Below are 25282 nucleotides of genomic sequence, written 5' to 3' on the forward strand. Positions count from 1 at the left end.
GTAGAATGCGATTCATTATCAATCATGTATGTCCCGGGATGCCGATGCGTAGCGACGAAACACTAGGTACTGCAGATCCAGGGCTGCTCTATCGCACCCACTTCTCGTGGTTACAGGGCTGGCTGGTCCGTCGCATCGGCTGTCGCGACAACGCCGCAGATCTGGCGCAAGACACCTTTGTGCGTGTGCTCAAACACCGCCATCAGTCCGGCGCCCTGCGCGAGCCACGCGCCTATTTGAGCAGCATTGCCCGCGGTCTGATGATTGATCAGTATCGTCGTCGCGAACTCGAACGTGCCTACCTGGAAAGCATCACCTTGCTGCCGCAACACGAGGTTCCCTCGGAAGAAAGCCGGCTGATGATTCTCGATGCGCTCGAGCGCATAGACCGTCTGCTTGACTCGCTTAAACCAAGAGTTCGCCAGGCGTTTTTATTTGCCCGTCTCGACGGTCTGACCTGCGCGCAAATCGCCGAAAAGCTCGGAGTCTCCCGCGCGACGGTGGAGCGCGACCTGGCCACGGCCCTGCAACATTGCTATCGCTTGCGTTATGTCGAGGCCTGAGCCCGAGGCGCTGGATCCGGCCATTGTCGAGCAGGCGATCCAATGGCTGGTGCGCCTTCGCTTCAATCAAGCCGATGAACAGACACAGCGCACGTTCGAGCACTGGCTGCAGCAGCGCCCGGAGCATGGATTGGCGTGGCAGCGTGTGGAAACGCTTGGCGATGAATTCGAAGGCGTGCCAGCTCAGCTGGCTCGACAAACCCTTAAGGGCGCCCAACAGGGAATGCGCCGGCGGGAAAGCCTGAAGCTACTGGGCGTATTGGCGACCGTCGGCACGGCAGCCTGGCTCGGCCGCGACTACACCCCCCTGCCCTCCATGCTTGCACAGCAGCGCAGCAGCACCGGCGAGCAACGACGTTTCGAACTCGATGATGGCAGCCTTATCCAGCTCAATAGCGATAGCGCCGTCGACAGCGATTTCGACGCCCAGCGACGCCTGATCATCCTGCGCCGTGGTGAAATCATCGTGAATGTCGGTGCGGATCAACACTCGCCGCAAGCGCGACCGTTGTGGGTGCAATCACGCGACGGAATGATGCGAGCCCACAGCTCGCGCTTTCTGGTCCGCGAGCGTGACGACGGCACTCTGGTCGCAGCTCAGGAAGGATCAGTCACGGTGTTCCCCGGCTCCAGCCAAACGCCTGCGAGCCGCAACGTCCTGGCAGGAAATCAACTGCTGTTCACCTCAAGTGACGCCCGAACGGTCGGGGACAACGGCCTTGATCCATGGGGTTGGGGTGACGGAGTGATCAGTGCGAACCATATGCGCCTTGGTGACTTCATCGCAGAGTTGTCGCGTTATCGTCCAGGAGTCTTGCGCTGCGCCGAAGAAGTCGCTGATCGTCGCGTTTCCGGCACCTTCCAGCTCGCCGACAACGATCGGGTCCTGGCATTGATCGCGCAGTCACTGCGCCTGCACATTGATTACCGAACCCGTTATTGGGTCACCGTAACCGCTGCCACCTGACTCCATCCAAATATTTTTTGCTACCTAAAAAATAATGAGGTGGTTTCTCATTCTCGTTCGACCTGTAAGGAAGGCCGGAATACAGGCCAGTCTGCCGATGTCCTTTCTTGGAGCGAGAAAATGAGTTCGTCCCCGGTTTCACAGTGCCATCCATTAAGTCGTGCCATGCACGGTGCGATCCTGGGTTTGATCGTGAGCAGCTACGCATTGCCATCGCTGGCGCAAACCTCGGGCGCTGACCAGAGCAGTCAGGTCAAACAGTGGAATATCGCCCCCGGGCCACTGGCGCCAGCGCTTGACCGCTTTGCGCGCGAGGCTGGCATCAGCCTTTCCTTCGACGCCTCGAGTGTGGCGAACCGCACCACGGCTGGCGTGAATGGCTCGCTCGAAACGTCGGCAGCGCTGTCATCCCTGCTCCAGGGCAGCGAATTGCAGATCGAACAGCAAGGCCCAAATGCTTACCTGCTGACCCCTCAAGCAAAAACCGCCGGCCCGCTGGAACTCGACGCAACGGCCGTCGAGGACTACCGCCTCGCCCCGCTCATCATCAATGCCAAGGTTCGGGTCAGTGCCGACGACGACGCCAACTCGGTGGTTGCCAAGGAACTCTGGGTGGGCGGCAAGGTGGCCACCAGCATTCTCAATACACCGGCATCGGTGTCGGTGGTGACCAACAAGGAAATGCAGCAACGCAGCGTCAGCACCACGGAAGAAGCGCTGCAATACACGCCGGGCGTGGTCAGCGACTTTTATGGTACGGATGATCGCAACGACTATTTCCAGATCCGCGGCTTCCAGGCCACCACCTACCGTGACGGCTTGACCCTCAGCTCGATGCGCGGCGTACGCGAAGATCCGTTCGCCTATGAGCGCATCGAGATTCTGCGTGGCGCCAACTCCACCCTGTTTGGCCCTGCGGACCCGGGCGGTTCGGTAAATTTCGTGACCAAACAGCCGCGCTTCGAGAAGTTTGGCCAAGGCTATGTGACCTACGGTTCGTTTGACCATGTCGAGACCGGCATCGATGTTGGCGATGCGCTGAACGACGAAAAAACCCTGGCCGGCCGCTTTACTGCCAAAGGCCAGAACAGCGACCGCGAGTACGATCACTCGCAGGACGACAACCAGTTGTTTATGGGTGGCCTGACCTGGGCACCGACGGATTACACGTCGGCCACGATGATTCTGGACTACCTGAAAACCGAGAGTTCGCCCAACAGCGGCGGCTATCCACTGGATCGGGAATACGACCGCAGCAAGTTTTATGGCGAGCCCAGCTACAACTTCCACGATGTCGAGCGCACCAGCCTCAGCGGTAACGTCACCCATGATTTCGACAACGGTTTCGTGCTGCGCAGCAATCTGCGTTACAGCAAGTTGACCGATGATTTCGGCTACGTGTACCTCAGCGACAGCGCCGCACGTGTCGGTACCACCGTCGATCGATACCTGTTCGGAACCGACACTGAAGCCGATCAGTTCAACGGCAATCTGATGCTGCAATACGATGCCCGCTTCGAGAACATCGACAGCAGCAGCCTGGTGGGCGTGGAGTATCTCGATTCGACCACCAAGGAAAGCTCGGTCTACGCCCTGACAACCCCGATCGATATTGCCAACCCGGTGTTTACTGGCGTTCCACGCTCAATCGCGCCGTATGCCGTCAACAAGCGAGACGCGACCACCAAGGCCGTCTTCCTTCAGCAGAACCTGTCGTTCTACGAGCGTTTCATCGTCACCGGGGGCGTGCGCAACGACTCGATGGACCTGACCAGCAAAGGCTTGCAATCCACTGAGAAAGACAACTTCTCCGAAACCTCCTACCGAGGTGCGTTGACCTATATCGTCAACGATGAAGTATCAACCTACGTGAGCATGGTCGAATCCGTCTCGCCGCCGCAGGTTGGCGTGACACCACAGACAGGCAGGCAGTACGAAGTGGGCGTGAAGTATGCACCGATGGGGATGGACGCACTGTTCTCCGCCGCCGTGTATGACCTGACCCAGGAAAACGTCACCATCGCCGTGGTGCTGCCGAGCGGCATCATCGAGCAGCAGACGGTGGGTGAATCGAGGGCGCGTGGCCTCGACCTGGAGGCCAAGGCGCAGGTGACGCAGAACCTGAGCCTGATCGGTGGCTATTCCTATATGGAGTCCGAGGTACTGCGCGGTTCGTTGTATGACGGCAGTTCCCTGAAGGGCAACGAGTTCGCCACGGCACCCAAGCATTCCGCTTCGCTCTGGAGTTACTACGACGTACCCGCCACCGATGTCAGCGTGGGCCTGGGTGCGCGCTACGTCGGCGCTTATTACTTCGATGCAGCCAACTCCGGCAAAAGCGATGGCACCACGCTGTTCGACGCCGCCTTCAACTACAAGATCGCCAAAGGCACCGACCTGGCGGTGAATGTCAGCAACCTGCTGGACGAGCAGCACGTGGTCGGCTCCGGCACCGCGAACTTCTACAACCCGGGCCGCGAGATTACCGCCAAGCTGAGCTACAACTGGTAAGCAGGCGGGTAAGCGTTTTTCCCACACAGAAAACGGTGCCCGCGTTACCGCGGGCACCGTTAACTACGGGCAATACCCAGCTTGATCTACGCTTGAATGAAGTCACGCGGAGAAACCGATCATGTCCCTCGCTCCCGGAAGTCTATTGGCCCTGGCTTTGGGTGTCTGCTTTTGCCCATCCGTGCTCGGACAAGGGGCAGCAGACAGCGATTCTCCACCGGCAATACTGCCATTGGCATCCGAGAGTGCGCCGAAACTCATTGCCTACCCGCCGCTTGCCGAGCCGCTCGCCCGTGGAGTGGTCATCATCCAGTTTCGAACAGAGCACGCCAGGATCATGCCGGTATTTGGCAAAGTGGCTGCTGAGGTATCACCACGCTTAGGTCACCTTCACGTGACCGTCGATGACTGGAAAGGTACGTGGGCGCACACCAGTGAAGACCCGATTATCCTGGTCGGGCTAACGCCCGGTCCTCACAAGGTTCTCTTGGAAGTGGCCGATCCGACGCACCAGATCATCACCAGTACGACAGTGAGTTTTACAGTACCGGAGAAGAAACCGATGGACGCTCCCCGTACTGACGATCATCACGCGGTAAAGCCATGACTGCCCTGCTATTCACCGAAACAGGCAACAATCGGCGTCTCTGCCAGCGACTGACTGGCTCAATATCTCCAGAAAACCGGGGTCACGAGCACCAACACCGTCAGGATCTCTAACCTGCCTAGCAGCATGCCAACGGTGAGTAGCCATTTGGCTGCATCCGGCAGTGACGAGAAATTACCTGCCGGGCCGATGATTGTGCCCAGGCCGGGGCCGACGTTACACACCGCCGTAGCGGCGCCGCTCAGGGCGGTAATCCAATCAAGCCCGATCAGCGCCAGGCCCAAAGCGATGGCGGCAATCGTGATGGTGAAAAAAAACGAGAAGGTCAGCAGCGAACGGACGATTTCCTCGTCGATGGGATGGCCATTGTATTTTTTCTGAATCACGGCTCGGGGATGGATCAACTGCTTCAAACTGCTGACCAGAAGCGCGGCAGCCACCTGAAAACGGAAGATCTTCAGCCCGCCTGCCGTTGAGCCGGAGCAGCCACCGACGAAGGTCAGATAGAAAAACAGCAACACAGCGAAGCTGCCCCACAAGGTGTAGTCGCCAACCGCAATTCCGGTGGTCGTGACGACCGAGGTCACATTGACCGCCACGATACGAAACGCGTCCCACCATCCGTAGTCGCTGTGAAAATACAGCCAGGTACCTACTGCCAACGATGTGACGAGCAGGAATCCAATAAACCCGCGTACTTGGTGATCCCTGATCAACGCACGCCGATTGCCCCGACAGGTTGCGACGTACAAGGTGAATGGCAGGCTGCCCAGGATCATGATGACTACCGCCACCCAGTGAATTGCTGGCTGCTGCCAGTGCCCGAGGGAGGAGTCCGACGTCGAGAACCCGCCGGTAGAGATCAACGACATTGCGTGGTTGATCGCTTCGAATGGGGTCATTCCTGCGAGCCAGAGCGCCAAAGTGCCGATACCCGTCAGGCCCAGATAGAGCAAAAGAATGTACTTGGCTGCGACATGAGAACGTGGTGTCACTTTCTCCGACCAGTCCGAGGACTCTGTCTGGAAAAGACGCATGCCGCCGACTCGCAAGAGCGGAAGAATCGCGACAGCCATGCCGATAAAACCGATGCCGCCTAGCCAGTGCAGCATGGAACGCCAGATCAACAAGCCGGGAGAGGCGCTATCCAGACCGGTGAGTACCGTCGAGCCAGTGGTGGTGATGCCCGACATCGTTTCAAAGAACGCATCGGTGTAGCTGATATCGCTGATGAAAACCATGGGTAACGCTGCGAAGGCGCACACAACAACCCAGCTCGCGGTAGTCAACAGGTACATGTCCCTGGGCCGAAGATTGCCAGTCTCCGGACGCCCTCGCACGATCAACAGCAGACCACAGATGAAGGTAATCAGACTCGACCAGAGAAAGGCCGACAGATCGTCGCTATGCTCATAGACCACCAGCGTCATCATGGGTATAGCCATGCTTACCGCCAGGGTGATCAGAAAAATACCCAAGATGAAACCGATAAGCCGAATTGCTGCGAGGGACATCACGAAAGCGTTCCAAATTAGCGCCGCGCAGTATCGGATGCCCTCAATAAAGACTGCGTAAATTCTCCGTAAAATTTTTACCTGCAATGAGTCAGATTGCGTGAGTCAAAGCGTGGCTAAGAGTCAATTACAGGCCTTCGCAACAGGCCGAAATCGGCAGAAGCCGCCAGTGCCAGCCCTCTTCGCATCAAACGAGTCCCGGCCTGACGCTGCATGCTGCGCGTAAAATCTGGCTACAGCATGCAGCGCCGTGCAAACAGGTGTTGATCTGCGCTGATCGCTCATCAGGAGGAAACGAGTTTCTCGTAATCAGAGAAGGGCTTGAGCGCGCAGTACTGCACGTGCAGCAGATTCCCTTTGACGTAAGGCAGCGCCTCGATGTAATCACGCGCCTCTTCGAAGGTGGCGGATTCCAGTTCAAACGCGGCACCGGGACCATCGGCCAGCCCATGAACTGCGCGCACGATACCGCCAGCGAAGCCTTGCCAAACGTGCACTACCTCCGGTTTCGCCAGCCGCTTGAAGTCTTCTGCCGCTCCATCAGCACGGCGAGTCAGGATCACGAAGGTTTTCATGACACCTCCTCCGTTTTCAGCTGCTTGCGCTGGGTTGTTTCACCATACGCGACGTGCGCCATTATGCCGCTCTGGCCCACGGCCACATGCGGTTTAAGCTCATTGCGGGGAGTGTAGTCCCCACCGTTTTGGGGCCGGAAAGGTATTGGCGCATCTGTGAACAAATTCTCGAGCCGGGTGCGCCAAGCCTCTTTGGCTGCGACGGCATCTGCGGCGGTCAAGTTGCCAGTGCCGTATATGGCGAACGTCGGCAGCACATCGAACCCAGGAAAGTAGAGCGAGCCGTGCGTGATCGGAAACAGCAATTGCTCGAGTGGTCCGTTGATGCCGCGCGGCGAGTAGTCATCTGCGGGGCCGCCGACAGCGACTGACAACAAGGCCCGCTTGCCTTTGAAAGCGCCGTCACCATAGCGGTAGGCGTTGCCAGCGTCCTTGTAGCCGTGGGCGAGTCCGGCTGCCCAGACGCGATCTATCCATCCCTTCATGATGGCCGGCATGCCGTACCACCAAAGCGGAAACTGGAAGATGACAACGTCTGCCGCTAGAACCTTGTCTTGCTCCGCCGCCACGTCAGAGCTTTGGCTGCGATGACGATAGGCGTGGGCGGACTCTGCTCCGAACGAAAGCCGCTGAGGGTTGGCCCGCTGAGGAAAGTCGTGCTCGTCAAATATCGCTTTCCAGCCCATGGCGTATAGATCGGATTGCAGGACCTCGTGTCCTTGCGCAGTCAAGCATTCAACAGACACATCCACCAGTTGCCGCGTTAGCGACGAAGGCTCGGGATGGGCATAGATGATCAATATTTTTTTCGACATGAAGGACGGCTCCGCTGTGATTTCGAAGGAGTGTCGCGGGGCTCGGGCCATCTGTGAAATCGCAAAAGTTTGCTGCTAACATAAGATCGATGGATACCAGACGCCTTGATCTAAATCTGCTTGTGACGTTGGAGGCCCTTCTCATTGAGCAGAACGTGACCCGGGCTGCCGCCCGTCTGCATTTGAGCCAGCCAGCAGTCAGCGCTCAGTTGAGCCGTCTGCGCGACGTCTTCAACGACCCTCTTCTGATCCCCGCGCAGCGTGGAATGACGCCCACCGTCAAAGCCTTGGAGCTGCTCGTGCCGCTTCGCCAGGCACTTGACCAGGTAAGGGCGACGGTCACTACTCATCTGAATTTCGAGCCCGCGACGGCGAGCCTGACGGTATCAATCGCCTGCACGGATTACGTGCAGGCGGTTTTGATCAAACATCTCGTTGTCGCCATGCGACGCGAAGCGCCGGGTGTCCGCATCGCACTGCGCATCCTGGACGTACCACAGCTGGAGCTGCAGATGACCCGCGGCGAGGTGGATCTGGCCGTGATAAACATGAACGGGGTTCCGCCCGCACTGCACTCGCAACACCTCTATGATGAGAGTTACGTGCTGATCGGGCGTCGTGGGCATCCCAGCCTGCGCGCGGACCTGACCGTGGATGAGTTCGCGCAGCTGGAACATGTCGTGGTGTCACTGCGCGGCGGAGGCTTCTCTACCTCGGTGGATCACGCCTTGGTAGCGCGCGGGCTGCGGCGTAACGTCGTTCATTCAGCGTCGTCATTTCTTCCAGTACCGGAGTTGGTCGCGCAGTCCGATTGTGTGGCCCTGGTTCCAAGTCGTCTTGTAGACGGTCGCAGCGAGCAACTGCTGTGCGTAGCCCCTCCCTTGCCGGTGGAAGGTTTTGCGATTGGCTTGTTCTGGCATGAGCGGTCGGATGGGCACGCCGGCTTCAAATGGGTACGTGAGTTCATCACTCGCGTGGCCGATTCTCGTGCATCCGATTATGGCAACCCAAGATCTCTGACGACCTTAAAACCCGTCCAGACAAGCTAGCGTGTCGAGTACTCGATAGCTCAAAGGCTCGCTGGTTGGCTCGCTCTTGCAAGCTCGCTGAGGCAATAAATCTACATCCATCTACGTATGGCCGATTATGGTTTTATCGGCATACCTGAATGACTGTTTTTGGCCGGAAGCTGCCTCCCAGGCAGCGAACCGTGAATGGTCACTCGTCAAACAAGGTCCAGCCATGGCAAATGCCGGCAAAGTCTTTTGCCGTAAAAAATAATGTCAGTTCCTTTGGGTCAAATTCTTTGTAGAGCCAATGCCCAGGAATGGGGCCTCTCGTTATCACGTATTCCAAGCGGTATTTTTGAACAGGTCCAAAACCGAAGGAGCGTGAATTCAACTCAAACCGGTCACCTCTGTTGAGCGCCCATAGCTTTTCAACAAGGCAGTCATCAAACACCACCTCTCCCGCTACCTCAACGAGATACTTTGAATGAAGTTTCTGTTGAAGCCTAACGCTTCTGGCCATGCGTCAACCTACCTATGAACAGTCCGAGCATCGACGCAATAATACTTGAACATGATGATGACCGCTTTGGGTTGGAAAAAAGTGCGTTGGGCGTACGCTCTGACCGATAGCTGCCATCCGCCACCGGCAGCTATCAGCTGAAACGCCCGTACATCTGGCCCAAGCAAGCCACTCACCAAACCTGGCCCCAGGTTTGTCCTGTCTAAACTCCCAAACCCGCACAAAAAAACCACCGATGCGTTGTCAGTTGATTTTTTTCGGCCTATCTTGAATAAAACCTATACAGCCAACCTGTATGCGTACAACCTTTTCGCCCGACAGTATCCCTAACCCGCACCGCCACGAGTAACCCGAATGAGCCCACTACTAGCCAGCCATTACCGTGAAATCCTCGTTGGCGTCGGTGAGAACCCGGAACGCGAGGGTTTGCTGGACACGCCCCAGCGCGCCGCCAAGGCGATGCAATACCTGTGCAACGGATATGCGATGAGCCTGGAAGACGTCACCAACGGTGCGCTGTTCGAGTCGCAGAGCGATGAGATGGTGATCGTCAGCGACATCGAGCTCTATTCGCTGTGTGAGCACCATATGCTGCCGTTTATCGGCAAGGCGCATGTGGCGTATATCCCCACTGGCCGGGTGCTGGGGCTGTCCAAGGTGGCACGGGTGGTCGACATGTTCGCGCGGCGTCTGCAGATCCAGGAAAACCTTACTCGGCAGATTGCTCAGGCGATCCAGCAGATCACCGATGCTGCCGGTGTCGCGGTGGTTATTGAAGCCAGGCACATGTGCATGATGATGCGCGGTGTCGAGAAGCAGAATTCGATCATGACCTCCTCGGTCATGCTCGGTGCCTTTCGCGACAGCTCGACGACGCGGCAGGAATTTCTCCAGCTCATCGGACGGCGCTAGGCCTATACACAGCCTGTTAACTGTACAAGCACAAGGAGTAGGAAGATGACCCGATTTCTGCTGCTGTTAGGACTGGCGCTCAGCATTGCAAGCTGCGGCAGTGTCGATGTTGCTCGTTATGCGGATCAGCAACCGGCTTTGAATCTGGAGCAGTTTTTCAGTCAGCCCGTCAAAGCCTGGGGGATGTTTCAGAAGCGCAACGGCGAAGTGGTCAAGCGGTTTGAGGTCGATATTGCCAGCCGTCGTGAGGGTGAAAACCTGATCCTCGACGAGCGCTTCCGTTACAGCGACGGCACCCGTGAACGCCGAGTCTGGACCCTCACTCCTGGCGGCAATGGTCAGTGGAGCGGTCGCGCGCACGATGTGGTCGGGGTTGCGCAGGGCCAGATCGCAGGCAACACCTTCCACTGGCGTTATCGCCTGAACCTGCCAGTCGACGACTCGACCTACGAGATGAGCATGGACGACTGGATGTACCTGGTCGACGAAGACACGTTGATCAACCGCACCCGTATGTCCAAGTGGGGTTTCGAAGTCGGTCAGGTGACGGTGTTCTTCCGGCGCCAGAACGCTGGAGCGAACCCATGAGCAGTGGGTTGACCCTGGCCTCGTTCGGCGACGGTTATCGCGCCTTGGTGATCGGCGCCAGTGGCGCCCTCGGCACGGCGTTCTGCCAACATTTGAACAAGGATCCACGCTGCGCCAGCGTCCGTGCGCTGGGACGCGATACCGTGCCGAAGCTCGACCTCGAGCAGCCCGAAACGATCGCCAGCGCCGCCGCCGAACTGGCAGGCGAAGCGCCCTATCACCTGATCATTCACGCGGCCGGCCTGCTCCATCGTGACCGGATCAAGCCGGAAAAAAGCTACAGTGCAATCGAAGCCGAGTCGCTGCAGGCCGTGTTTCAAGTCAACACGCTGGGGCCGGCATTGCTGCTGCGCGACTTTCTGCCATTGCTTGCGCCTCAAGGCGCGATGGCGATGCTGTCGGCGAAAGTCGGCAGCATCGGCGACAACCGTTTGGGCGGCTGGTACGCCTATCGCGCCTCCAAGGCTGCGCTGAACATGCTGATCAAGACCGGCGCCATCGAGCTTTCGCGCACTCGACCGCAGAGCCGCTTGCTCAGTCTGCACCCAGGCACGGTGGTCTCGCCGTTGTCGCAACCTTTTCGCGGAGCCTCGAGCGCCCGCCCGGCAGACATTGCCGCCGGGCAATTACTGAGTCTGATTGACACGCTAACGCCGGCCGATAGCGGCCATTTCTTCGCCTACGATGGAGAACGCCTGCCCTGGTAGGCAAGGAGTGAAGCATGAATCTGCAAACCCTCACCGAACGTGCGGCCAACAGTGAAGTTCGCGAACTGGAGCTGCTGTCACTCGAAGGTGGTTTTTATCTGGCGAGAATTCGCGTGGATCAGGGCCAGTTCACCTTGCTCGATGACGCGGCCAAGCCAATGCACCTGCGCTCGATCACCCACCTGCGCGACTTGCTGCAGACCGTGCCGGCGTTTCCCTGCGTACTGGTGCAACAATGCGTGCACGACGAAATGTGCGGTCGGGATTCAGGGCCGGTTGAAGAGCTGCGCATTCCGTTTTCGCTGACCATGCCGTTATGACGCTGAAGCGAGGCGAGCGCTGAATGGCAGGCTGATAAAGCGCGCGTCGCCCACCGGCGACGCATTTATCGAACCCCTGCCCCGTCCACGGGTCTGCTTCACATCGATTCCCTGGAAGTAAACCCATGTCCACTCAACACACACTTGTCCTGCTTGCCCGAGGCGGATACGCCGCGCGCGGCGTTCTGTATCTGATCATCGGTATCTTCGCGCTGTTGGCAGCGCACGACTCCACCAAACCGAAAGACAGTCACAAAAGCCTCGAAGCATTGCTCAGTCAGCCCTTTGGCTATGTGCTGATCGGTGTTGTGGTCGCCGGCCTGCTGGCCTTCGCCGCGTGGCGTGCGCTGCAAGCGATCCGCGATGTCGACCACCATGGCAGCGAGTTCAAAGGCCTGGTCATTCGCGCAGGTCTGCTCGCCGGCGGTCTGGTCAATGCGGCGCTGGCCTTCTTTGCCTTGGGTCTGTTGGTGAGTGGTCTCAGGAGTTCGGGCGGTTCCGGCGATGGCAAGACCAAGGATCTGCTCGCGCAGCTGCTGTCGTTCGAGCATTCGAACCTGTTGATCTACCTGATTGCGCTGATTCCGCTGGGTGTCGGTATCGCCCACATCATCAAAGGCTGGAAGGCCACGTTCGAGAAATACTTCGAAGCGGATGACGAAGTGATGCGCTACGTGCGCCCGGTGTCGCGCTTTGGCTTGATCGCCCGCGGCGTGGTGTTTATCGAGATTGCAGTGTTGATGGCGGTCAGCGGCTCGGTTTACCAGGCAACCAATCCACCCGGCATGAAGGAAGCGCTGGATGCTTTGCAGAATCTGCCGGCAGGCGGCGTGCTGTTGATGCTGATGGCGTTGGGGCTGATCGCGTTTTCGGTGTACAGCTTTTCCGAAGCGGCCTGGCGCCGGATCGAAATGGATGTGCCGTTGTAAGCGGCGATTCGAGGGGGCGTTTGCCCCCTCGATTGCTTCCCGTCAAGTAAACAGATCAACGCCCAACTGGAACGCTACCCATAGCGCCAGACCTGTAGCAAACATCAGCGCGATGTTTTCAAACAGGTTGTTGCGGTACTGCTTGTCCAGCAGCGATTTCTGGTTAGACATGATCAGCAAGCCCAGGGAAATCACCGGCAAACCAATGATATTCAATGCGCTGACACCAATGGTCAGGGTGACGAAATCCGGCATGCCCGGCATCGACCAGATCAGCGGCGTGACCAGGATGAACAGCATGAACCACTTGTGCATCGGGTCGTGATGGAACTCTTTACCGTACTTCTCGCGGCGCTCAGGACGAACATGCTGGAAGGCGTCGGTGATCAGCATCGGAAACGCCGTGGTCTTGCCTGAAATACTGGCAAACAAGGTCGCGAATACGCCGATGAAGAACACGTACCAGCCGATCGGGCCGAAGAAGATTTCCAGCGCCTTGCCCAGATCGCCCAAGGTTTTCACCTCGATGCCGTTGGGCCGCAGGATTTCCGCACCGACGATCCAGATCGCCAGGTTGATGATGATCCCGACGAACACCGCAAACAGCAGATCGTTACGCTGAATGCGCTTGTGCTGCGGCCCGGTCCAGCCTTTCTGGCGCATGACATAGGGGTGCACGAAGTTGGCGATCGAGCCGGCAACCGCGCCGATCACTGAAACCGCCACCAGCAACGCGCCATGCACGCCTTCGTCCGGTGGAATGCTGAAGCCGATGGTGCCTTTGATGATGCCGCTGACATCCGGACCGGACATCACCGCCAAAGCGATGAACGCCAGGGTCATGATCGCCAGCAGCAGCTTCATCACGCCTTCGATCATCGTGTAGATGTTGCGCCCGACCAGCATCCAGACCGCCAGCACCACCGCCACCGAGCACAGCAATGGCTGATCGATCTTGAACAGCATCGCCAGCGACTCCCCTGCCCCCTTGATCATGTAGGCGTTCATCAAGTGCCCCATCAACAAGGCATAAACCAGCATGAACCAGGCAAACACCGGGTTGAGCTGGGCGTAGCCCTGCAGAATGGTCATGCCCTGGTTATTGCACAGCTGGAAACGGGCAATGATGTTGACGATCAGGTATCTCAACAGCAAAGAGACCGCCAGCACCCACATCATCGCGTAGCCGTAGTTCGCACCGGCCACTGAAGACGTGATGAGATCGCCCGCACCGAGCCACGACAGCACGGCGATAATGCCGGGGCCGAGCAGTTTCAGCGTACGCAGGAACAGGTTTTGCGGTTTTGCAGCGGCCTGATGATCGAGTGGAGCCATGCTCGTCATAGGGGTATCTCCGTTATTGTTTTTGTGAGAGTTGTTGCACTGCGCACATTAGGTAGGATGTCGTACAACAACGCTAACGGGAGAGTATGTAAAAATGTGTCAAACCTCAATGACGACGACCCTCTCCGGTCATTTCTGCTGATCAAAATCATCTAGAACAAGCATGTGAAATAAGCGTAGCGACGTTACAGGCCGACGAAATAGCCATTGATGCCCCAGCGAATCACTCATAGGATGACTGATCACAACAACAATAAGGCTGGAAATGATGAAAGGAACCCTCTTGATCGCTGCGCTCGCCTCCACGTTGAGCGTGACGGCTAACGCCGCTACTTACGCTTACATCTCAAGCCCCGGTGACGGTCTGATCTCGCAGTATCGCCTTGATCAGAGCAATGGCGCGCTCACCCTCGTTGAGCAGATTCAGGCCGGTGATCAGGTCAATCCCATGGCTCTCTCCCCGGATGGCAAGGTGCTGTTTGCAGCCTTGCGCGTCAAACCCTTTCAGGTGCTGGGTTACCGGATCGATCGCCAAAGCGGTCGCCTGACAAAATTCACCCAAGCGCCTCTGGCAGAGAGCATGGCCTACCTGTCGACCGATCGAAAAGGTCGCTACCTGCTCGCCGCGTCCTACGGCGCCGACACCCTCAGCGTTCAAAAGATCGGCGAAGATCATCAACCTTCCGCCAACATCCTGCGCTACCCGACCGGCCTGCATGCCCATTCGATTCGCACCGAGCCGAGCAATCGCTTTGCCTACGCCGGTAACCTGGGCACCGACAAGGTGCTGCAATATCGCCTGGACGCCAAGACTGGCGAACTCAGCCCGATCGGCAGCGGCGCGGTCAGTGTTCCGGAGAAAACCGGGCCTCGGCACCTGGCGTTCTCGCCCAACGGCAAATTCCTTTACGTCGTCGGTGAAATGAGCGGCACCGTGACGGCGTTTTCGATCGACGAGGCCAGCGGCGCGTTGACCCGCATCGCTGAAGCCAATGGCATTCCCGAGCGATTGAAACTGGCCCACGGCGAAGTCCGTGATGCGCGCAACAACGACTTGAAAGACGATCCGACCCCACGCATCTGGGCTGCCGACCTGCGCATGTCGCCGGATGGAAAACTGCTGCTGATGAGTGAGCGCACCAGCAGCAGCGTTTCGGCATTTGCCGTGGATCCGGCAACGGGAGGACTGACGTTTCTCGACAACTACCCCGTGCAAGAACAGCAACCACGCAACATCGCCTTTTCCCCCGATGGCCGCTGGCTGCTGGTGACGGGCGAGAAAAGCGCCAAGGTCGGTACGTACGCGGTGAGCAAGGATGGCGCGCTGAAGCGTGTCGGTGAAGCGGCCTCCGGCAAAGGCGCGTTATGGATCGAAGTACTGCAAACGCCTGACGCATGAATATCTGCGGAGCAGCAACTGCTCCGCCGTTCTGCAACTAATCCCCCGCCGCTTCGGTCATTAGGTTTGCCGAGGTTGATACATTTTCGCAGACCTCACTTTCAAGAGACTGCCCAACGTGATCAGCCATCTCGATCGCCGCAACAACCGCTCGCTGGACAGTCTGAATTTCTTCCTCGCCGATGTCCGCGACGGCCTCGGGCCGTACCTCGCCATCTACTTGCTCGCCGTGCACCACTGGGACCCGGCCAGCATCGGTGTGGTCATGACTCTCGCCGGTATCGCCGCGCTGGTCACGCAGACGCCCGCTGGTGCGCTGGTTGACAGCAGCCGGGCGAAACGTGCGCTGATCATCATCGCCGCGCTGTTGGTGACGGTGAGTTGTCTGCTCCTGCCGTTCATTTCGTCATTCAGTCTGGTGGCGTTGACTCAAGCCTTGAGCGCGGCGGCAGCGTCAATTTTCGCCCCGGCGATTTCCGCGATCACCCTAGGCATCACCGGCCCACGAGCATTCACCCGGCGTACCGGTCGCAACGAGACGTTCAACCATGCCGGCAACGCGTGCGCGGCGTTATTGGCGGGTTTGTTTGCCTATCTGTTCGGTCCGGTGGCGGTGTTTTATCTGATGGCGGTCATGGCGCTGGCCAGTGTGATTGCCGTGCTGTTCGTTTCGGCCGAAGCGATAGATCACGACGTCGCGCGCGGTTTGCAGCCTGGCGATCAAAGCCATCAGCCGTCCGGATTCAAGGTACTGCTGAGCAATCGCCCGTTGCTGATGTTTGCCCTGTGCTGCGCGCTGTTTCACTTGGCCAACGCGGCGATGCTGCCGCTGGTGAGCCAGAAACTCGCCCAAGCCAACTTGCACATGGCCACACCGCTGACCTCGGCGTGCATCGTCGCCGCGCAACTGGTGATGGTGCCGATGGCGCTGCTGGCCGGTGCGAAAGCCGATGTCTGGGGGCGCAAACCGTTATTGCTGGCGGGTTTTCTGATCCTGCCGCTGCGTGGCTTGCTCTACACCTTCTCGGATGATCCGTACTGGCTGGTCGCCGTGCAGTTGCTCGACGGCGTCGGCGCTGGTTTGTTCGGTGCGCTGTTCCCGGTGATGGTCAAGGATCTCACCCTCGGCTCCGGGCATTTCAATGTCAGCCTCGGCGCGCTGACCACAGCGTTTGGCTTGGGCGCGGCGCTGAGCAATGGGCTCGCCGGATTTGTCGTCGAGGCCGCCGGTTACAGCGCGGCATTCCTGACTCTCGCCGGGATTGCAGCGGCAGCATTCCTGCTGCTGGTGATCGGTGTTCCGGAAACGCTGCAGCGGACTGAGCAATTCGAGTCCGCTGCAGTTATGGGCCAAACCTGAGCTAATCGCCACCGCAGCCATCGCCTAAAACGCTGTAAGTGGCGACATGCCGCTGACCGTGGCTGTCTTCATAGACGACCTCCACCGGAACAATTCCGCAGGCGGCGCTGGTGTCGGTGATGCTGATGGTTTTGGCGATATCCAGTGGCACGCCGGTTTGTGCAGGTTCGGTGGCGGCGAACACGTTGCCGGCGAGGATGGCCAGGGTCAAAGCAATAAACGTTTTCATGGTGTGATCTCTCTATAAAGGGGAAGGAATTCAGGCCTGACGTTCAGTCAGCAATTGGCGCGCGGAATCGGCCATGACCGGCAGCGCTCCGGCGAGCATCAGGACGTCTTTGAGCACCAGGCGTCCGGCGCCGGACAGATAGGGAAAGCCATGCTGACCATCGCCCAGCGCAGCGACCCAGGCTTCCGGCGTGGTGATCAGAAAGCTCAGGGTCACCAGCGGCGTGGCGAACGCCAAGGCACCGCCGAGCAGGCCGGTACGGCGAGAAAGCGGATTGGACAGGACCAGCAGACCGATGAGAATTTCCACCACGCCAAGCCCGGTGGAAAAGCCGTAGGTGTTGTTCGCGGTCTGCCAGGCGCGCTTGTCGGCGTTCAGCTCGCCCTCATGGGTCAGGTGCGCCTTGTAGTCCTGCGGGTGTTCGTAGAAGAACGACATCACCGGGCTGTTGGCGACGAAGGGCGTGATGCTGTCGGCTTCGTACGGGACGAATTTCAGCGCGCCGATCCACAGGAAGACGATGGCGATGGCCACGCGCATCAGCGGGATACCGAGGCGATCGAGTTTGCCGAGCTGTTGTAGTCCGGCGTTGATTGAGGTGAACATGCGACGTCTCCAGATCAATGAAAGTGGAGTCAGTCTGCGGTGCTACCGAATCGCGCTTTTGTCGGTCATGCTCAACGTCTTGCTCAATCGTCTCAACTTTGCGGATTCCTTCGTGATGGGTGCCAATGAACTCGCTCGATAAGCTCATCAGCCTGGCCAACGTGCGCGGCAGCCTCGATCTGCGTTGCCAGTTTCAAGGCGATTGGGCGCGCGATCATCAACAGGAAGCCTTGGGCAAGGCGCCCTACCACGTCGTGCTCAAAGGTGAATGCCGGGTTGAACTGGCCAGCGGACAACGCCTGGCGATGCGCGCCGGCGATATTCTGCTGTTGCCACGGGGGACGCCACATGTGCTGCACAGTGACGGCAAAAACGTAGCGGCGATGTCGCCAACGCTGATTCCCGGCGGGGTGTTGCCGATCTATCGGCTGGGTGGCGCGAGCGCCGATCTGGACATGCTCTGCGGTGGCTTTCATTACAACCGCGCGTCGATGCTGTTCGCTGCCCTCCCCGATTACCTGTTGATTGCCAACGATGGTTTGCCGGTGGATGCGCCGCTGACCGCCCTGGTCGCGCTATTGCGCAGCGAAGCCGACAGCGAACAGCCGGGTGCACGCTTTCTCCTCGATTCACTGTCCCAAGCCTTGTTCACCTTGATTCTGCGTGCGCACCTGGCCCGTGCGGAGCAGGACAAGAGCACTCTGGCGCTGCTCGGCGACCAGCGCCTGGGCCGAACCTGTCAGGCGATACTGGCCGACCCGGCGCACGAGTGGACCATCGAAGCCATGGCCGACACCGCGAACATGTCTCGTGCAACGTTCATGCGCACCTTCGCCCGGGTCGCTGGCGTGTCGCCGTGGGTGCTGCTGACCCAATTGCGCATGGAACTGGCGTTCAGTCTTCTCAGCCATTCGCATCTGGGCCTGAATGACATTGCCGTGCAGGTCGGCTATCAGTCGCAAGCTGCATTCAGCAAGAAATTCAAGGAAACCTACGGCGAGGCCCCAGGCAAGATCCGCCGCGCGATCTGAACGGATGGTCGCTTTGTATCAGCGTGTAGCAATTGCCGACACAGATACACATGCATGCGAAGTTCGGCCGTGCGCACACACAACTGACACATTTAGCGCGCTAAATACCACTGTCGCTTCCATTCCTACCTTAATCAATCGACAGGACATCACCATGAACAAAGTCTTCGCTACCCTCGCCCTTACCGCCGCCATGTTTGGTGCCACCGCCGCCTTCGCCGCGCCGGTCAAACCTACCGTGGTGCTGGTGCACGGTGCCTTTGCCGATTCGAGCAGCTGGAACGGCGTGGTCAAGATTCTCGAGAAGGATGGCTATCCGGTGATCGCCGCTGCCAACCCGCTGCGCTCGGTCAAGGGTGATGCGCAATCGGTGGCGGATGTGCTGGCCAGCGTGAAAACCCCGGTGGTGCTGGTCGGCCACTCTTACGGTGGCCCGGTGATCAGCGAAGCCGCTTACGGCAATGCCAATGTCAAAGCGCTGGTGTACGTCGCTGCGTTCGCTCCGGAAAAGGGTGAAACCGCAGCCGAATTGTCCGGCCGCTTCCCTGGCAGCACTCTTGGCCCGACCCTGTCGGCCCCGGTTGAGCTGGCCGATGGTGGCAAGGATTTGTACATCCAGCAGGACAAATTCCATGAGCAGTTCGCAGCTGATGTTTCCCCGGCAGATGCGAAGTTGATGGCCGCCACCCAGCGCCCGGTGACCGTCGCCGCGCTCAACGAAGCCGCCACCGAGCCTGCATGGAAAACCGTGCCGTCGTACTTCGTCTACGGGGACCAGGACAAGAACATCCCGGCGCAAGCCCTGGCGTTCATGGCCGAGCGCGCGCACTCCAAGCAGACCGTCGTGGTCAAAGGCGCGTCGCACGTTGTGATGGTGTCGAACCCGAAAGCCGTTGCCAGCCTGATCGAAACCGCTGCGGCCGCGAAGTGATCCAGCGCTGAGTTGAACCCTTGAAGCCTTAGCCGTGAACCCTGTTCACGGCTTTCAGCGCTGGATGATGTTGTAGACGTTCGCTGAGGAAATCGACAAACGTGCGCACCTTCGCCGGTACGCGCGGATGTTTCAGATAGACCAGTTGCACCGGTAGCGCCGGCGGCTCATAGGCCTGCAACACCAATTCCAGTTCACCGGCCGCAACCTGGCTGGCGACTTGATAAGACAGCACCCGGGTAATGCCCCAACCGGAGCTGGCGATGTTGATCGCCGCCTGATTCGCCGTGACCACCAGACGCGGTTCGAAGCGAAAACTCAACGGGCCATCGGCATGGGCGAATTGCCAATCGCTGAGCAAATGACTGGCGGACGACATGACGATATTGGCGCGGCTCAGCTCGTTCGGATGTTGCGGACGGCCATAGCGGGCGAAGTAATCGGGGGTGCCGCAAATCACTTGGCGGACCTCGCCGACCTTGATTGCATGCTGATTGTTCTCGTGCAGATGGCCGATGCGTACGGCGACATCGATACCCTCTTCCGCCATGTTCACCACGCGATCGACCAGCAAGGCCTTCAGATGCACCGAAGGAAACGCGTCGACGTATTGCGCCAGCAACGGCGCGATGAACAGCTCGCCAAACAACACCGACGCGGTCACGCTCAAGTGCCCGCACGGCACCCGATAACTGCCGGCAGCGGCCTCTTCGGCTTCGTCGACGTCGCACAGAATTCTTCGGCAATCGTCCAGATAACGATGCCCGGCTTCGGTCAGATGCAGGCTGCGCGTGGTGCGCGACAACAGACGCGTGCCGATGCGTTGTTCCAGAGCGGCAATGGCGCGGGTGACGCTGGGGGGCGAGGTGTTCAAACGCCGGGCCGCCGCCGCAAAGCCACCCTCCTCGGCCACGGCCAGGAACATGCGCATTTCCTGAAAACGATCCATAGACGGGAACCTGCCGAAGATTTTGAAAACCCACCGCCCCCTGTGGGAGCGGGCTTGCCCGCGATGGCGTCCTGTCAGTCAACAACGATGCTGAATGACCCACCGCTATCGCGGGCAAGCCCGCTCCCACAAGGTTTTTTGGCGTGTGCTGATATCAAGCGCTTTGCAGGCCCACCGCTGTACGCTGCATGCCGACGAACTTGGGCAGCGCCTCCACCCGCGCCAGCCACACCCGCACATTCGGGTAATCCTCAAGCGAGACATTGCCTTCCGGTGCGTGGGCGACGTAAGTGTAGGCGGCCACATCGGCAACGGTTGCCTTGTCGCCGGCAAGGAATGCGCTGTTGGCCAACTCGTCTTCCATCACTTGCAATAAAGCGTGGGAACGCTTGATCGCATCAGCCGCGTCGTAACCGGCGCCGAACACAGTGATCAAGCGCGCCGTGGCCGGGCCGGAGCTGATCTGCCCGGCTGCCACCGATAACCAGCGTTGCACCTTGGCTTGCTCGACCGGATCGCTCGGCAGCCACTGGCCGTTGCCGTATTTGCTCGCCAAATAAACCAGAATGCCGTTGGAATCAGCGAGCACCGTGCCGTTGTCATCAATCACCGGCACCTGACCGAAACGGTTGAGGGCGAGGAATTCAGGGGTTTTGTGTGCGCCCTTCATCAGGTCGACGAACACCAGTTCAGTCGGAACGTCCAGCAGGGACAGCATCAACTCGACGCGGTGCGAGTGGCCGGACAACGGATGGCGGTACAGTTTGACGGCTGACTGGGACATGACGTGCTCCTGGATTATTTGAGGTCGACCCGCTGATCGTGTCGATGGGTCTCATCCTGCTCCCCTGCCGCAAATCGCGGAATCCTCAGCAAATACAATCGAGCATTTCAGCCAGTGAAATAATCAACCGCCTCCTTAGGTGCGCGCAGGGATCATTTCACCGAGTGAAACAGTGGATTGCAGTTTCTGGCCATTCCCTCGCAACCGGCCGAGGGCGAACATGAGCCCACTTGAGCTTCAGCCCCTGGCGGCTCACCGGCCCGTTTGCACCCGAGGAGAATCGAAATGGACACAGCGTCGAAACCGCAGCCCTCGCCCTGGCATGAAGGTGAGCTGACCCTGCAACGTGCCGTCGGCGCGGTGGAGATGATGGTCGGTGTCGGCCAGCGGCAACTGGCCCGCGACTGGATGCCGGACCAGCACCGCGAGTTCTATGCGCAACTGCCCTTTGTCGTACTCGGCGCTGTCGACAGCCAGGGCGATCCGTGGGCAACGCTGCGCACCGGTCAACCGGGGTTCATGGATTCGCCGTCGCCACAGGTGCTGAAGATCAAACTCGACGCCCAGCCCAACGACCCGGCCAATCAAGGCCTGCAACCCGGCGATGCGATCGGCATGCTCGGCATCGAGCTGCACACCCGTCGGCGCAATCGCATGAACGGCAATATCAGCCGCCGCGATGACAACATTCTAGAGATCGGCGTGACCCAGGCTTACGGCAACTGCCCGCGCTATATCAACCTGCGTCATTACGCCTTCGTCGACGAGACCACCGACAACGCGCTCGACTTGCCGGTCAGCGAACCCTTGGTGCGCGACATGATCACCGCCGCCGACTCGTTCTACGTGGCCACTTACGTGGTGCGCGACGGTGAGCGCCAAGTCGATGTGTCCCATCGCGGCGGCAAATCCGGTTTCGTGCATATGGACGAAGACGGCACCCTGACCATCCCGGATTTCTCCGGCAATCTCTTCTTCAACACCTTGGGCAACATTCTGCTTAACCCGCGCGCCGGGCTGACTTTCATCGATTTCGAAAGCGGCGATCTGTTGCAGATGACCGGCAGCGCGGAAGTGCTGCTCGACGATCCGCAAATCGCCGCGTTTCAAGGCGCCGAGCGCCTGTGGCGCTTCAAGCCGCAGCGCATCGTTTACCGTCAGGCCGCGCTGCCACTGCGCTGGGCCGAGCAGCCGGAAGGCGATTCGCCCAACTCGCAAATGACCGGCAGCTGGGAACAGACCCGCGAGCGTTTGCAGGCCGAGGCGCTGCGCAATCAATGGCGCGCGCTGCACGTCACGCGGGTGGTCGATGAGAGTCCGCAGATCCGTTCTTTTTACCTGCAAGCCAACGATGGCTTCGGCCTGCCGCGCTTCGAACCGGGCCAGCACTTGCCGATCAAGGTCTTGCTCGACGGTCAGGATGCCGCGTCGATCCGCACCTACAGCGTCTCCAGCGCGCCGTCGGACGAGTTCCTGCGCATCAGCGTCAAACGCGACGGCTCGGTGTCTTCGCATCTGCATGATCGGGTTCAGGCATTGGACTTGATCGAAGCCCGCGCGCCGCAAGGCGATTTCACCGTCGACGCCACCGAACGCCGGCCACTGGTGCTGTTGGCCGCAGGGGTTGGGGTGACGCCGTTGCTGTCGATGCTGCGCGAGGTGGTCTATCAGGGCAGACGCATCAGCCGCATGCGCCCGACCTGGGTGGTGCAAAGCAGTCGCACCGTCGAGGATCTGGCCTTTCGCGAAGAAATCGACGCCTTGGCTGCGCGCGCCGGTGACAAGGTCAAGGTGCTGCGCGTGGTCAGCCAGCCGCCGCTGGAAGCAACAGCGCAGGGTTACGATCATGCCGGGCGCATCGACATTGCCTTGCTGAAGAGCCTGCTGCCGCTGGATGACTACGATTTCTACCTGTGCGGCCCGGGCAGTTTTACCCAGGCGCTGTACGACGGCCTGCGCAAAATGCGTATTCCCGACGATCGCATCCACGCCGAAACCTTCGGCCCTTCGACGCTGATCCGCGATGTCGAAATCAGTACCCCGGCGCCGCCGCAGGTGCCGGTCGCCGAAGAACCGGTCAAGGTGTTGTTCGCCACGTCCGGCAAGGAAGCACGCTGGGAACCGGGCAGCGGCACCTTGCTGGAACTGGCCGAGGCGCGTGGCTTGAATCCGGAGTTCAGCTGTCGCGGCGGCTCGTGCGGCACCTGCAAAACCCGCCTTACCAGCGGCCAGGTGCACTACCTCACCCCGCCGGCCATGCGCCTGGCGGACGACGAAGTGCTGATCTGCTGCGCCGCCCCGGCGCAGGGCAGCGAAACCCTGGTGCTGGACGTTTGAATCATGAGGAGGTGCGCCATGAAGCTGTTTGCCGAAACCAACGTCGTTTGGCCGCAAGAGAACACCGGACTGTCCGCCAGTGAATGCGAACGCAGCTTTTTGCTGCCGCAATTGATGGGTTCACTCGCCGGTGAAACCTGCGCGTTGACGGGCTCATTCAATCAACGTGAGCATCTGCCTTCGAGCCCGAACGGCTGGTTTTCCCGTGGGCTCAAGGCGTTGTTTGCTTAGGCTTTGCTAACAGCCGCCACCCTGCTCGCCGGCCGGTGCTGGCGGCTGGTGACCAGGCCAATGAACGAGATCAGCAGCGCCAGGCCAATGGTCGAAGTCACTTCCAGGCGATGTTCTGGGGTGATCATCATCACCGCCAGAGCGGCGCAGATAAAGGCGATGACCAGCCAGGTGAGCCAGGGAAACAGCCACATGCGCAAGGTCATTTCGACCTTTTCCCGTTCCAGTCGGCGGCGCATGCGCAACTGCGAAATGGCGATCACCAGATACACCAGCAAGGCAATCGCGCCGGAGCTGGCGAGCAGGAACTGGAACAGCCCGGCCGGCATGAAATAGCTGAGTAACGTCACACCCGCGCCAATCACCGTGCTGGCAATGACCGCCGCGCGTGGCACGCCGGCCGCCGAAGTCACCTTCAATGCCGGCGGCGCATCGCCGCGTCGGCCAAGCGAATAGAGCATGCGCGAGGAAATGTAGATCGACGAGTTCATGCAACTGGCCACCGCGATCAATACGACCACGTCGACGAGGAATTTGGCGTTGGGGATGTTCATCAGTTCCAGTGCGCGCTGGTAGGAACCGACCGAGGCGAGTTGGGGGTCGTTCCACGGCACCACGGAAATCACCACGAAAATCGACAGCAGATAGAAAATGCCGATGCGCCAGATCACCGAGCGCGTGGCCTTGGCGATGTTCTGCGCCGGATTGTTCGATTCTGCAGCGGCAATGGTCACCGCTTCGGTGCCGATGAAACTGAACATGATGGTGATGAACGCGCCGACCACCGCCGACATGCCGTTGGGCGCAAAGCCGCCGTGCTCGGCCATCAGCGTGCTCAAGCCACTGGCTTCGCGTTCGGGAATCCAGCCCATCAGCACCGCAAAGCCCAAGCCGATGAAACCGATGATTGCGATGACCTTGGCCATGGCGAACCAGAATTCGAACTCGCCGTATTTCGACACGCTGAACAGGTTGGTGATCACCAGCAGCACGATCGACAGCAAGGCGAACAACCACGCATCGACCTGGGGAAACCACTGATTGAGCACATGCCCGGCGGCCAGTGCTTCGATGGGAATCACCAGCACCCAGAACCACCAGTAGAGCCAGCCAATGGTGAACCCGGCCCAGCGGCCAATGGCTTGATCGGCGTAGGTGGAAAACGAGCCGGTGTCGGGATGCGCCACGGCCATTTCGCCGAGCATGCGCATCACCAGCACGACCAGCAGACCGGAGAACAGATACGCGAGCAGCACCGCAGGTCCTGCGGCGGCGATGGCGTGGCCTGAGCCAACGAAAAGTCCTGCGCCGATGATGCCGGCAATGGAAAGCATGGTGACGTGACGCGGTTTGAAACCTTGCGCCAACTGACCGTTGGAGTCCTTGGGGTTCAGGCTAGTCATGGGTTCTTATTGTTCTCATGATCGACGTTTGGGCCACTGACTGAGCGTCAGGCGATCATCATTTCCGGTGTCGGCATCAGGCGAAAGCTGCGACGCAGACGCCTTGCCGACGAAATGATGCTTCACCTTACGTGGCCCGC

The 25282-nt window shown here is 59.4% G+C and carries 26 protein-coding genes; 16 read left to right on the forward strand and 10 right to left on the reverse strand.

Annotation, left to right across the window (positions count from 1 at the left end):
- Nucleotides 1-44 precede the first annotated feature (44 nt).
- From D8U60_RS25625 to D8U60_RS25640, 4 genes are all read left to right on the forward strand, one after another.
- Nucleotides 45-563, forward strand: coding sequence for a sigma-70 family RNA polymerase sigma factor (locus tag D8U60_RS25625; RefSeq protein WP_038862146.1), 519 nt, complete (start codon nucleotides 45-47; stop codon nucleotides 561-563).
- On the forward strand, nucleotides 550-1530 hold the full coding sequence (locus tag D8U60_RS25630) for a FecR domain-containing protein (protein ID WP_130901243.1): 981 nt from the start codon (nucleotides 550-552) through the stop codon (nucleotides 1528-1530). Before D8U60_RS25625 ends, D8U60_RS25630 begins: the two co-directional genes overlap by 14 nt.
- Nucleotides 1531-1650: 120 nt before the next feature.
- On the forward strand, nucleotides 1651-4041 hold the full coding sequence (locus D8U60_RS25635; RefSeq protein ID WP_130901244.1) for a TonB-dependent siderophore receptor: 2391 nt from the start codon (nucleotides 1651-1653) through the stop codon (nucleotides 4039-4041).
- Nucleotides 4042-4162: 121 nt separating this feature from the next.
- Nucleotides 4163-4648, forward strand: a complete 486-nt coding sequence (locus tag D8U60_RS25640) for a DUF6130 family protein (RefSeq protein ID WP_130901245.1) — start codon at nucleotides 4163-4165, stop codon at nucleotides 4646-4648.
- A 59-nt stretch (nucleotides 4649-4707) separates the two neighbouring features.
- On the opposite strand, the gene D8U60_RS25645 is transcribed toward D8U60_RS25640, so the two are convergent.
- The 3 genes from D8U60_RS25645 to D8U60_RS25655 all read right to left on the reverse strand — a co-directional run bounded on the left by D8U60_RS25645 (nucleotide 4708) and on the right by D8U60_RS25655 (nucleotide 7552).
- Entirely contained in the window at nucleotides 4708-6162 is a 1455-nt protein-coding gene (locus tag D8U60_RS25645) for a TrkH family potassium uptake protein (protein WP_130901246.1), read from the reverse strand.
- 284 nt (nucleotides 6163-6446) lie between these two features.
- Nucleotides 6447-6737, reverse strand: coding sequence for a hypothetical protein (locus tag D8U60_RS25650; protein WP_110600557.1), 291 nt, complete (start codon nucleotides 6735-6737; stop codon nucleotides 6447-6449).
- Nucleotides 6734-7552 (reverse strand): NAD(P)H-dependent oxidoreductase, encoded by an 819-nt coding sequence (locus D8U60_RS25655; protein WP_130901247.1) that lies wholly within the window; start codon nucleotides 7550-7552, stop codon nucleotides 6734-6736. Before D8U60_RS25655 ends, D8U60_RS25650 begins: the two co-directional genes overlap by 4 nt.
- Before the next feature lie 89 nt (nucleotides 7553-7641).
- On the opposite strand from D8U60_RS25655, the gene D8U60_RS25660 reads away from it, so the two are divergent.
- Complete coding sequence (locus D8U60_RS25660) at nucleotides 7642-8601, forward strand: LysR family transcriptional regulator (RefSeq protein WP_110600700.1); 960 nt, start codon at nucleotides 7642-7644, stop codon at nucleotides 8599-8601.
- A 169-nt stretch (nucleotides 8602-8770) separates the two neighbouring features.
- Here D8U60_RS25660 and D8U60_RS25665 read toward each other — a convergent pair whose 3' ends face one another.
- Nucleotides 8771-9082: a hypothetical protein gene (locus D8U60_RS25665; RefSeq protein WP_130901248.1), complete on the reverse strand. Its 312-nt coding sequence runs from the start codon at nucleotides 9080-9082 to the stop codon at nucleotides 8771-8773.
- 354 nt (nucleotides 9083-9436) lie between these two features.
- On the opposite strand from D8U60_RS25665, the gene folE reads away from it, so the two are divergent.
- The 5 genes from folE to D8U60_RS25690 all read left to right on the forward strand — a co-directional run bounded on the left by folE (nucleotide 9437) and on the right by D8U60_RS25690 (nucleotide 12538).
- Nucleotides 9437-9994 (forward strand): GTP cyclohydrolase I FolE, encoded by a 558-nt coding sequence (gene folE, locus D8U60_RS25670; RefSeq protein WP_016774771.1) that lies wholly within the window; start codon nucleotides 9437-9439, stop codon nucleotides 9992-9994.
- Nucleotides 9995-10039: 45 nt separating this feature from the next.
- Complete coding sequence (locus D8U60_RS25675; protein WP_076562880.1) at nucleotides 10040-10582, forward strand: DUF3833 domain-containing protein; 543 nt, start codon at nucleotides 10040-10042, stop codon at nucleotides 10580-10582.
- The gene (locus tag D8U60_RS25680; RefSeq protein ID WP_130901249.1) at nucleotides 10579-11289 is read left to right on the forward strand and encodes an SDR family oxidoreductase; all 711 of its coding nucleotides are present in this window, start codon (nucleotides 10579-10581) and stop codon (nucleotides 11287-11289) included. The genes D8U60_RS25675 and D8U60_RS25680 overlap by 4 nt, the downstream gene beginning before the upstream one ends.
- A gap of 14 nt (nucleotides 11290-11303) precedes the next feature.
- Nucleotides 11304-11609, forward strand: coding sequence for a DUF6482 family protein (locus D8U60_RS25685; RefSeq protein WP_130901250.1), 306 nt, complete (start codon nucleotides 11304-11306; stop codon nucleotides 11607-11609).
- Nucleotides 11610-11734: 125 nt separating this feature from the next.
- A complete protein-coding gene (locus D8U60_RS25690; RefSeq protein ID WP_016774775.1) occupies nucleotides 11735-12538 on the forward strand; it encodes a DUF1206 domain-containing protein in 804 nt (267 codons plus the stop codon).
- Between the two features lie 42 nt (nucleotides 12539-12580).
- On the opposite strand, the gene D8U60_RS25695 is transcribed toward D8U60_RS25690, so the two are convergent.
- Nucleotides 12581-13882, reverse strand: a complete 1302-nt coding sequence (locus tag D8U60_RS25695) for an Nramp family divalent metal transporter (protein ID WP_024013001.1) — start codon at nucleotides 13880-13882, stop codon at nucleotides 12581-12583.
- A 265-nt stretch (nucleotides 13883-14147) separates the two neighbouring features.
- On the opposite strand from D8U60_RS25695, the gene D8U60_RS25700 reads away from it, so the two are divergent.
- Both D8U60_RS25700 and D8U60_RS25705 read left to right on the forward strand, forming a co-directional pair.
- Nucleotides 14148-15281, forward strand: coding sequence for a lactonase family protein (locus D8U60_RS25700; RefSeq protein ID WP_130901251.1), 1134 nt, complete (start codon nucleotides 14148-14150; stop codon nucleotides 15279-15281).
- A 118-nt stretch (nucleotides 15282-15399) separates the two neighbouring features.
- Nucleotides 15400-16641: an MFS transporter gene (locus D8U60_RS25705; RefSeq protein ID WP_130901252.1), complete on the forward strand. Its 1242-nt coding sequence runs from the start codon at nucleotides 15400-15402 to the stop codon at nucleotides 16639-16641.
- A 1-nt stretch (nucleotide 16642) separates the two neighbouring features.
- Here D8U60_RS25705 and D8U60_RS25710 read toward each other — a convergent pair whose 3' ends face one another.
- Together D8U60_RS25710 and rclC are read right to left on the reverse strand one after the other, a co-directional pair.
- The gene (locus tag D8U60_RS25710; protein WP_130901253.1) at nucleotides 16643-16870 is read right to left on the reverse strand and encodes a DUF2790 domain-containing protein; all 228 of its coding nucleotides are present in this window, start codon (nucleotides 16868-16870) and stop codon (nucleotides 16643-16645) included.
- 30 nt (nucleotides 16871-16900) lie between these two features.
- Nucleotides 16901-17476 carry a reactive chlorine resistance membrane protein RclC gene (gene rclC, locus D8U60_RS25715; protein ID WP_130901254.1) on the reverse strand — a complete coding sequence of 192 codons (576 nt, stop codon included), beginning with the start codon at nucleotides 17474-17476 and terminating at the stop codon, nucleotides 16901-16903.
- Between the two features lie 125 nt (nucleotides 17477-17601).
- Here rclC and D8U60_RS25720 point away from each other — a divergent pair, with 125 nt between their 5' ends.
- Nucleotides 17602-18507 (forward strand): AraC family transcriptional regulator, encoded by a 906-nt coding sequence (locus D8U60_RS25720; protein WP_130901255.1) that lies wholly within the window; start codon nucleotides 17602-17604, stop codon nucleotides 18505-18507.
- A 154-nt stretch (nucleotides 18508-18661) separates the two neighbouring features.
- Nucleotides 18662-19438, forward strand: a complete 777-nt coding sequence (locus D8U60_RS25725) for an alpha/beta hydrolase (RefSeq protein ID WP_024013008.1) — start codon at nucleotides 18662-18664, stop codon at nucleotides 19436-19438.
- 28 nt (nucleotides 19439-19466) lie between these two features.
- On the opposite strand, the gene D8U60_RS25730 is transcribed toward D8U60_RS25725, so the two are convergent.
- Nucleotides 19467-20387 carry a LysR family transcriptional regulator gene (locus D8U60_RS25730; protein WP_122610581.1) on the reverse strand — a complete coding sequence of 307 codons (921 nt, stop codon included), beginning with the start codon at nucleotides 20385-20387 and terminating at the stop codon, nucleotides 19467-19469.
- A 154-nt stretch (nucleotides 20388-20541) separates the two neighbouring features.
- The gene (locus D8U60_RS25735; RefSeq protein ID WP_130901256.1) at nucleotides 20542-21171 is read right to left on the reverse strand and encodes a glutathione S-transferase; all 630 of its coding nucleotides are present in this window, start codon (nucleotides 21169-21171) and stop codon (nucleotides 20542-20544) included.
- Nucleotides 21172-21456: 285 nt separating this feature from the next.
- Between D8U60_RS25735 and D8U60_RS25740 the strand changes: the two genes are divergently transcribed.
- Both D8U60_RS25740 and D8U60_RS25745 read left to right on the forward strand, forming a co-directional pair.
- A complete protein-coding gene (locus D8U60_RS25740) occupies nucleotides 21457-23508 on the forward strand; it encodes a pyridoxamine 5'-phosphate oxidase family protein (protein WP_130901257.1) in 2052 nt (683 codons plus the stop codon).
- An 18-nt stretch (nucleotides 23509-23526) separates the two neighbouring features.
- Complete coding sequence (locus tag D8U60_RS25745) at nucleotides 23527-23739, forward strand: hypothetical protein (RefSeq protein ID WP_130901258.1); 213 nt, start codon at nucleotides 23527-23529, stop codon at nucleotides 23737-23739.
- On the opposite strand, the gene gabP is transcribed toward D8U60_RS25745, so the two are convergent.
- Nucleotides 23736-25142, reverse strand: a complete 1407-nt coding sequence (gene gabP, locus D8U60_RS25750) for a GABA permease (RefSeq protein ID WP_016774785.1) — start codon at nucleotides 25140-25142, stop codon at nucleotides 23736-23738. The genes D8U60_RS25745 and gabP overlap by 4 nt on opposite strands.
- Nucleotides 25143-25282 lie beyond the last annotated feature (140 nt).

Source organism: Pseudomonas sp. Sample_11 (assembly GCF_004307505.1).
Lineage (GTDB): Bacteria > Pseudomonadota > Gammaproteobacteria > Pseudomonadales > Pseudomonadaceae > Aquipseudomonas > Aquipseudomonas atacamensis.

Bases quoted from the DNA above. Each gene is read 5' to 3' on its own strand.
- D8U60_RS25685 (WP_130901250.1), top strand. From the start codon at position 11,304: ATGAATCTGCAAACCCTCACCGAACGTGCGGCCAACAGTGAAGTTCGC.
- D8U60_RS25665 (WP_130901248.1), bottom strand. From the start codon at position 9,082: ATGGCCAGAAGCGTTAGGCTTCAACAGAAACTTCATTCAAAGTATCTC.
- D8U60_RS25635 (WP_130901244.1), top strand. From the start codon at position 1,651: ATGAGTTCGTCCCCGGTTTCACAGTGCCATCCATTAAGTCGTGCCATG.
- D8U60_RS25735 (WP_130901256.1), bottom strand. From the start codon at position 21,171: ATGTCCCAGTCAGCCGTCAAACTGTACCGCCATCCGTTGTCCGGCCAC.
- D8U60_RS25655 (WP_130901247.1), bottom strand. From the start codon at position 7,552: ATGTCGAAAAAAATATTGATCATCTATGCCCATCCCGAGCCTTCGTCG.
- folE (WP_016774771.1), top strand. From the start codon at position 9,437: ATGAGCCCACTACTAGCCAGCCATTACCGTGAAATCCTCGTTGGCGTC.
- D8U60_RS25725 (WP_024013008.1), top strand. From the start codon at position 18,662: ATGAACAAAGTCTTCGCTACCCTCGCCCTTACCGCCGCCATGTTTGGT.
- D8U60_RS25730 (WP_122610581.1), bottom strand. From the start codon at position 20,387: ATGGATCGTTTTCAGGAAATGCGCATGTTCCTGGCCGTGGCCGAGGAG.
- D8U60_RS25710 (WP_130901253.1), bottom strand. From the start codon at position 16,870: ATGAAAACGTTTATTGCTTTGACCCTGGCCATCCTCGCCGGCAACGTG.
- rclC (WP_130901254.1), bottom strand. From the start codon at position 17,476: ATGTTCACCTCAATCAACGCCGGACTACAACAGCTCGGCAAACTCGAT.
- D8U60_RS25660 (WP_110600700.1), top strand. From the start codon at position 7,642: ATGGATACCAGACGCCTTGATCTAAATCTGCTTGTGACGTTGGAGGCC.
- D8U60_RS25695 (WP_024013001.1), bottom strand. From the start codon at position 13,882: ATGACGAGCATGGCTCCACTCGATCATCAGGCCGCTGCAAAACCGCAA.
- D8U60_RS25650 (WP_110600557.1), bottom strand. From the start codon at position 6,737: ATGAAAACCTTCGTGATCCTGACTCGCCGTGCTGATGGAGCGGCAGAA.
- D8U60_RS25740 (WP_130901257.1), top strand. From the start codon at position 21,457: ATGGACACAGCGTCGAAACCGCAGCCCTCGCCCTGGCATGAAGGTGAG.
- D8U60_RS25675 (WP_076562880.1), top strand. From the start codon at position 10,040: ATGACCCGATTTCTGCTGCTGTTAGGACTGGCGCTCAGCATTGCAAGC.
- D8U60_RS25625 (WP_038862146.1), top strand. From the start codon at position 45: ATGCGTAGCGACGAAACACTAGGTACTGCAGATCCAGGGCTGCTCTAT.
- D8U60_RS25745 (WP_130901258.1), top strand. From the start codon at position 23,527: ATGAAGCTGTTTGCCGAAACCAACGTCGTTTGGCCGCAAGAGAACACC.
- D8U60_RS25700 (WP_130901251.1), top strand. From the start codon at position 14,148: ATGATGAAAGGAACCCTCTTGATCGCTGCGCTCGCCTCCACGTTGAGC.
- D8U60_RS25640 (WP_130901245.1), top strand. From the start codon at position 4,163: ATGTCCCTCGCTCCCGGAAGTCTATTGGCCCTGGCTTTGGGTGTCTGC.
- D8U60_RS25645 (WP_130901246.1), bottom strand. From the start codon at position 6,162: ATGTCCCTCGCAGCAATTCGGCTTATCGGTTTCATCTTGGGTATTTTT.
- D8U60_RS25680 (WP_130901249.1), top strand. From the start codon at position 10,579: ATGAGCAGTGGGTTGACCCTGGCCTCGTTCGGCGACGGTTATCGCGCC.
- D8U60_RS25630 (WP_130901243.1), top strand. From the start codon at position 550: ATGTCGAGGCCTGAGCCCGAGGCGCTGGATCCGGCCATTGTCGAGCAG.
- gabP (WP_016774785.1), bottom strand. From the start codon at position 25,142: ATGACTAGCCTGAACCCCAAGGACTCCAACGGTCAGTTGGCGCAAGGT.
- D8U60_RS25690 (WP_016774775.1), top strand. From the start codon at position 11,735: ATGTCCACTCAACACACACTTGTCCTGCTTGCCCGAGGCGGATACGCC.
- D8U60_RS25720 (WP_130901255.1), top strand. From the start codon at position 17,602: ATGAACTCGCTCGATAAGCTCATCAGCCTGGCCAACGTGCGCGGCAGC.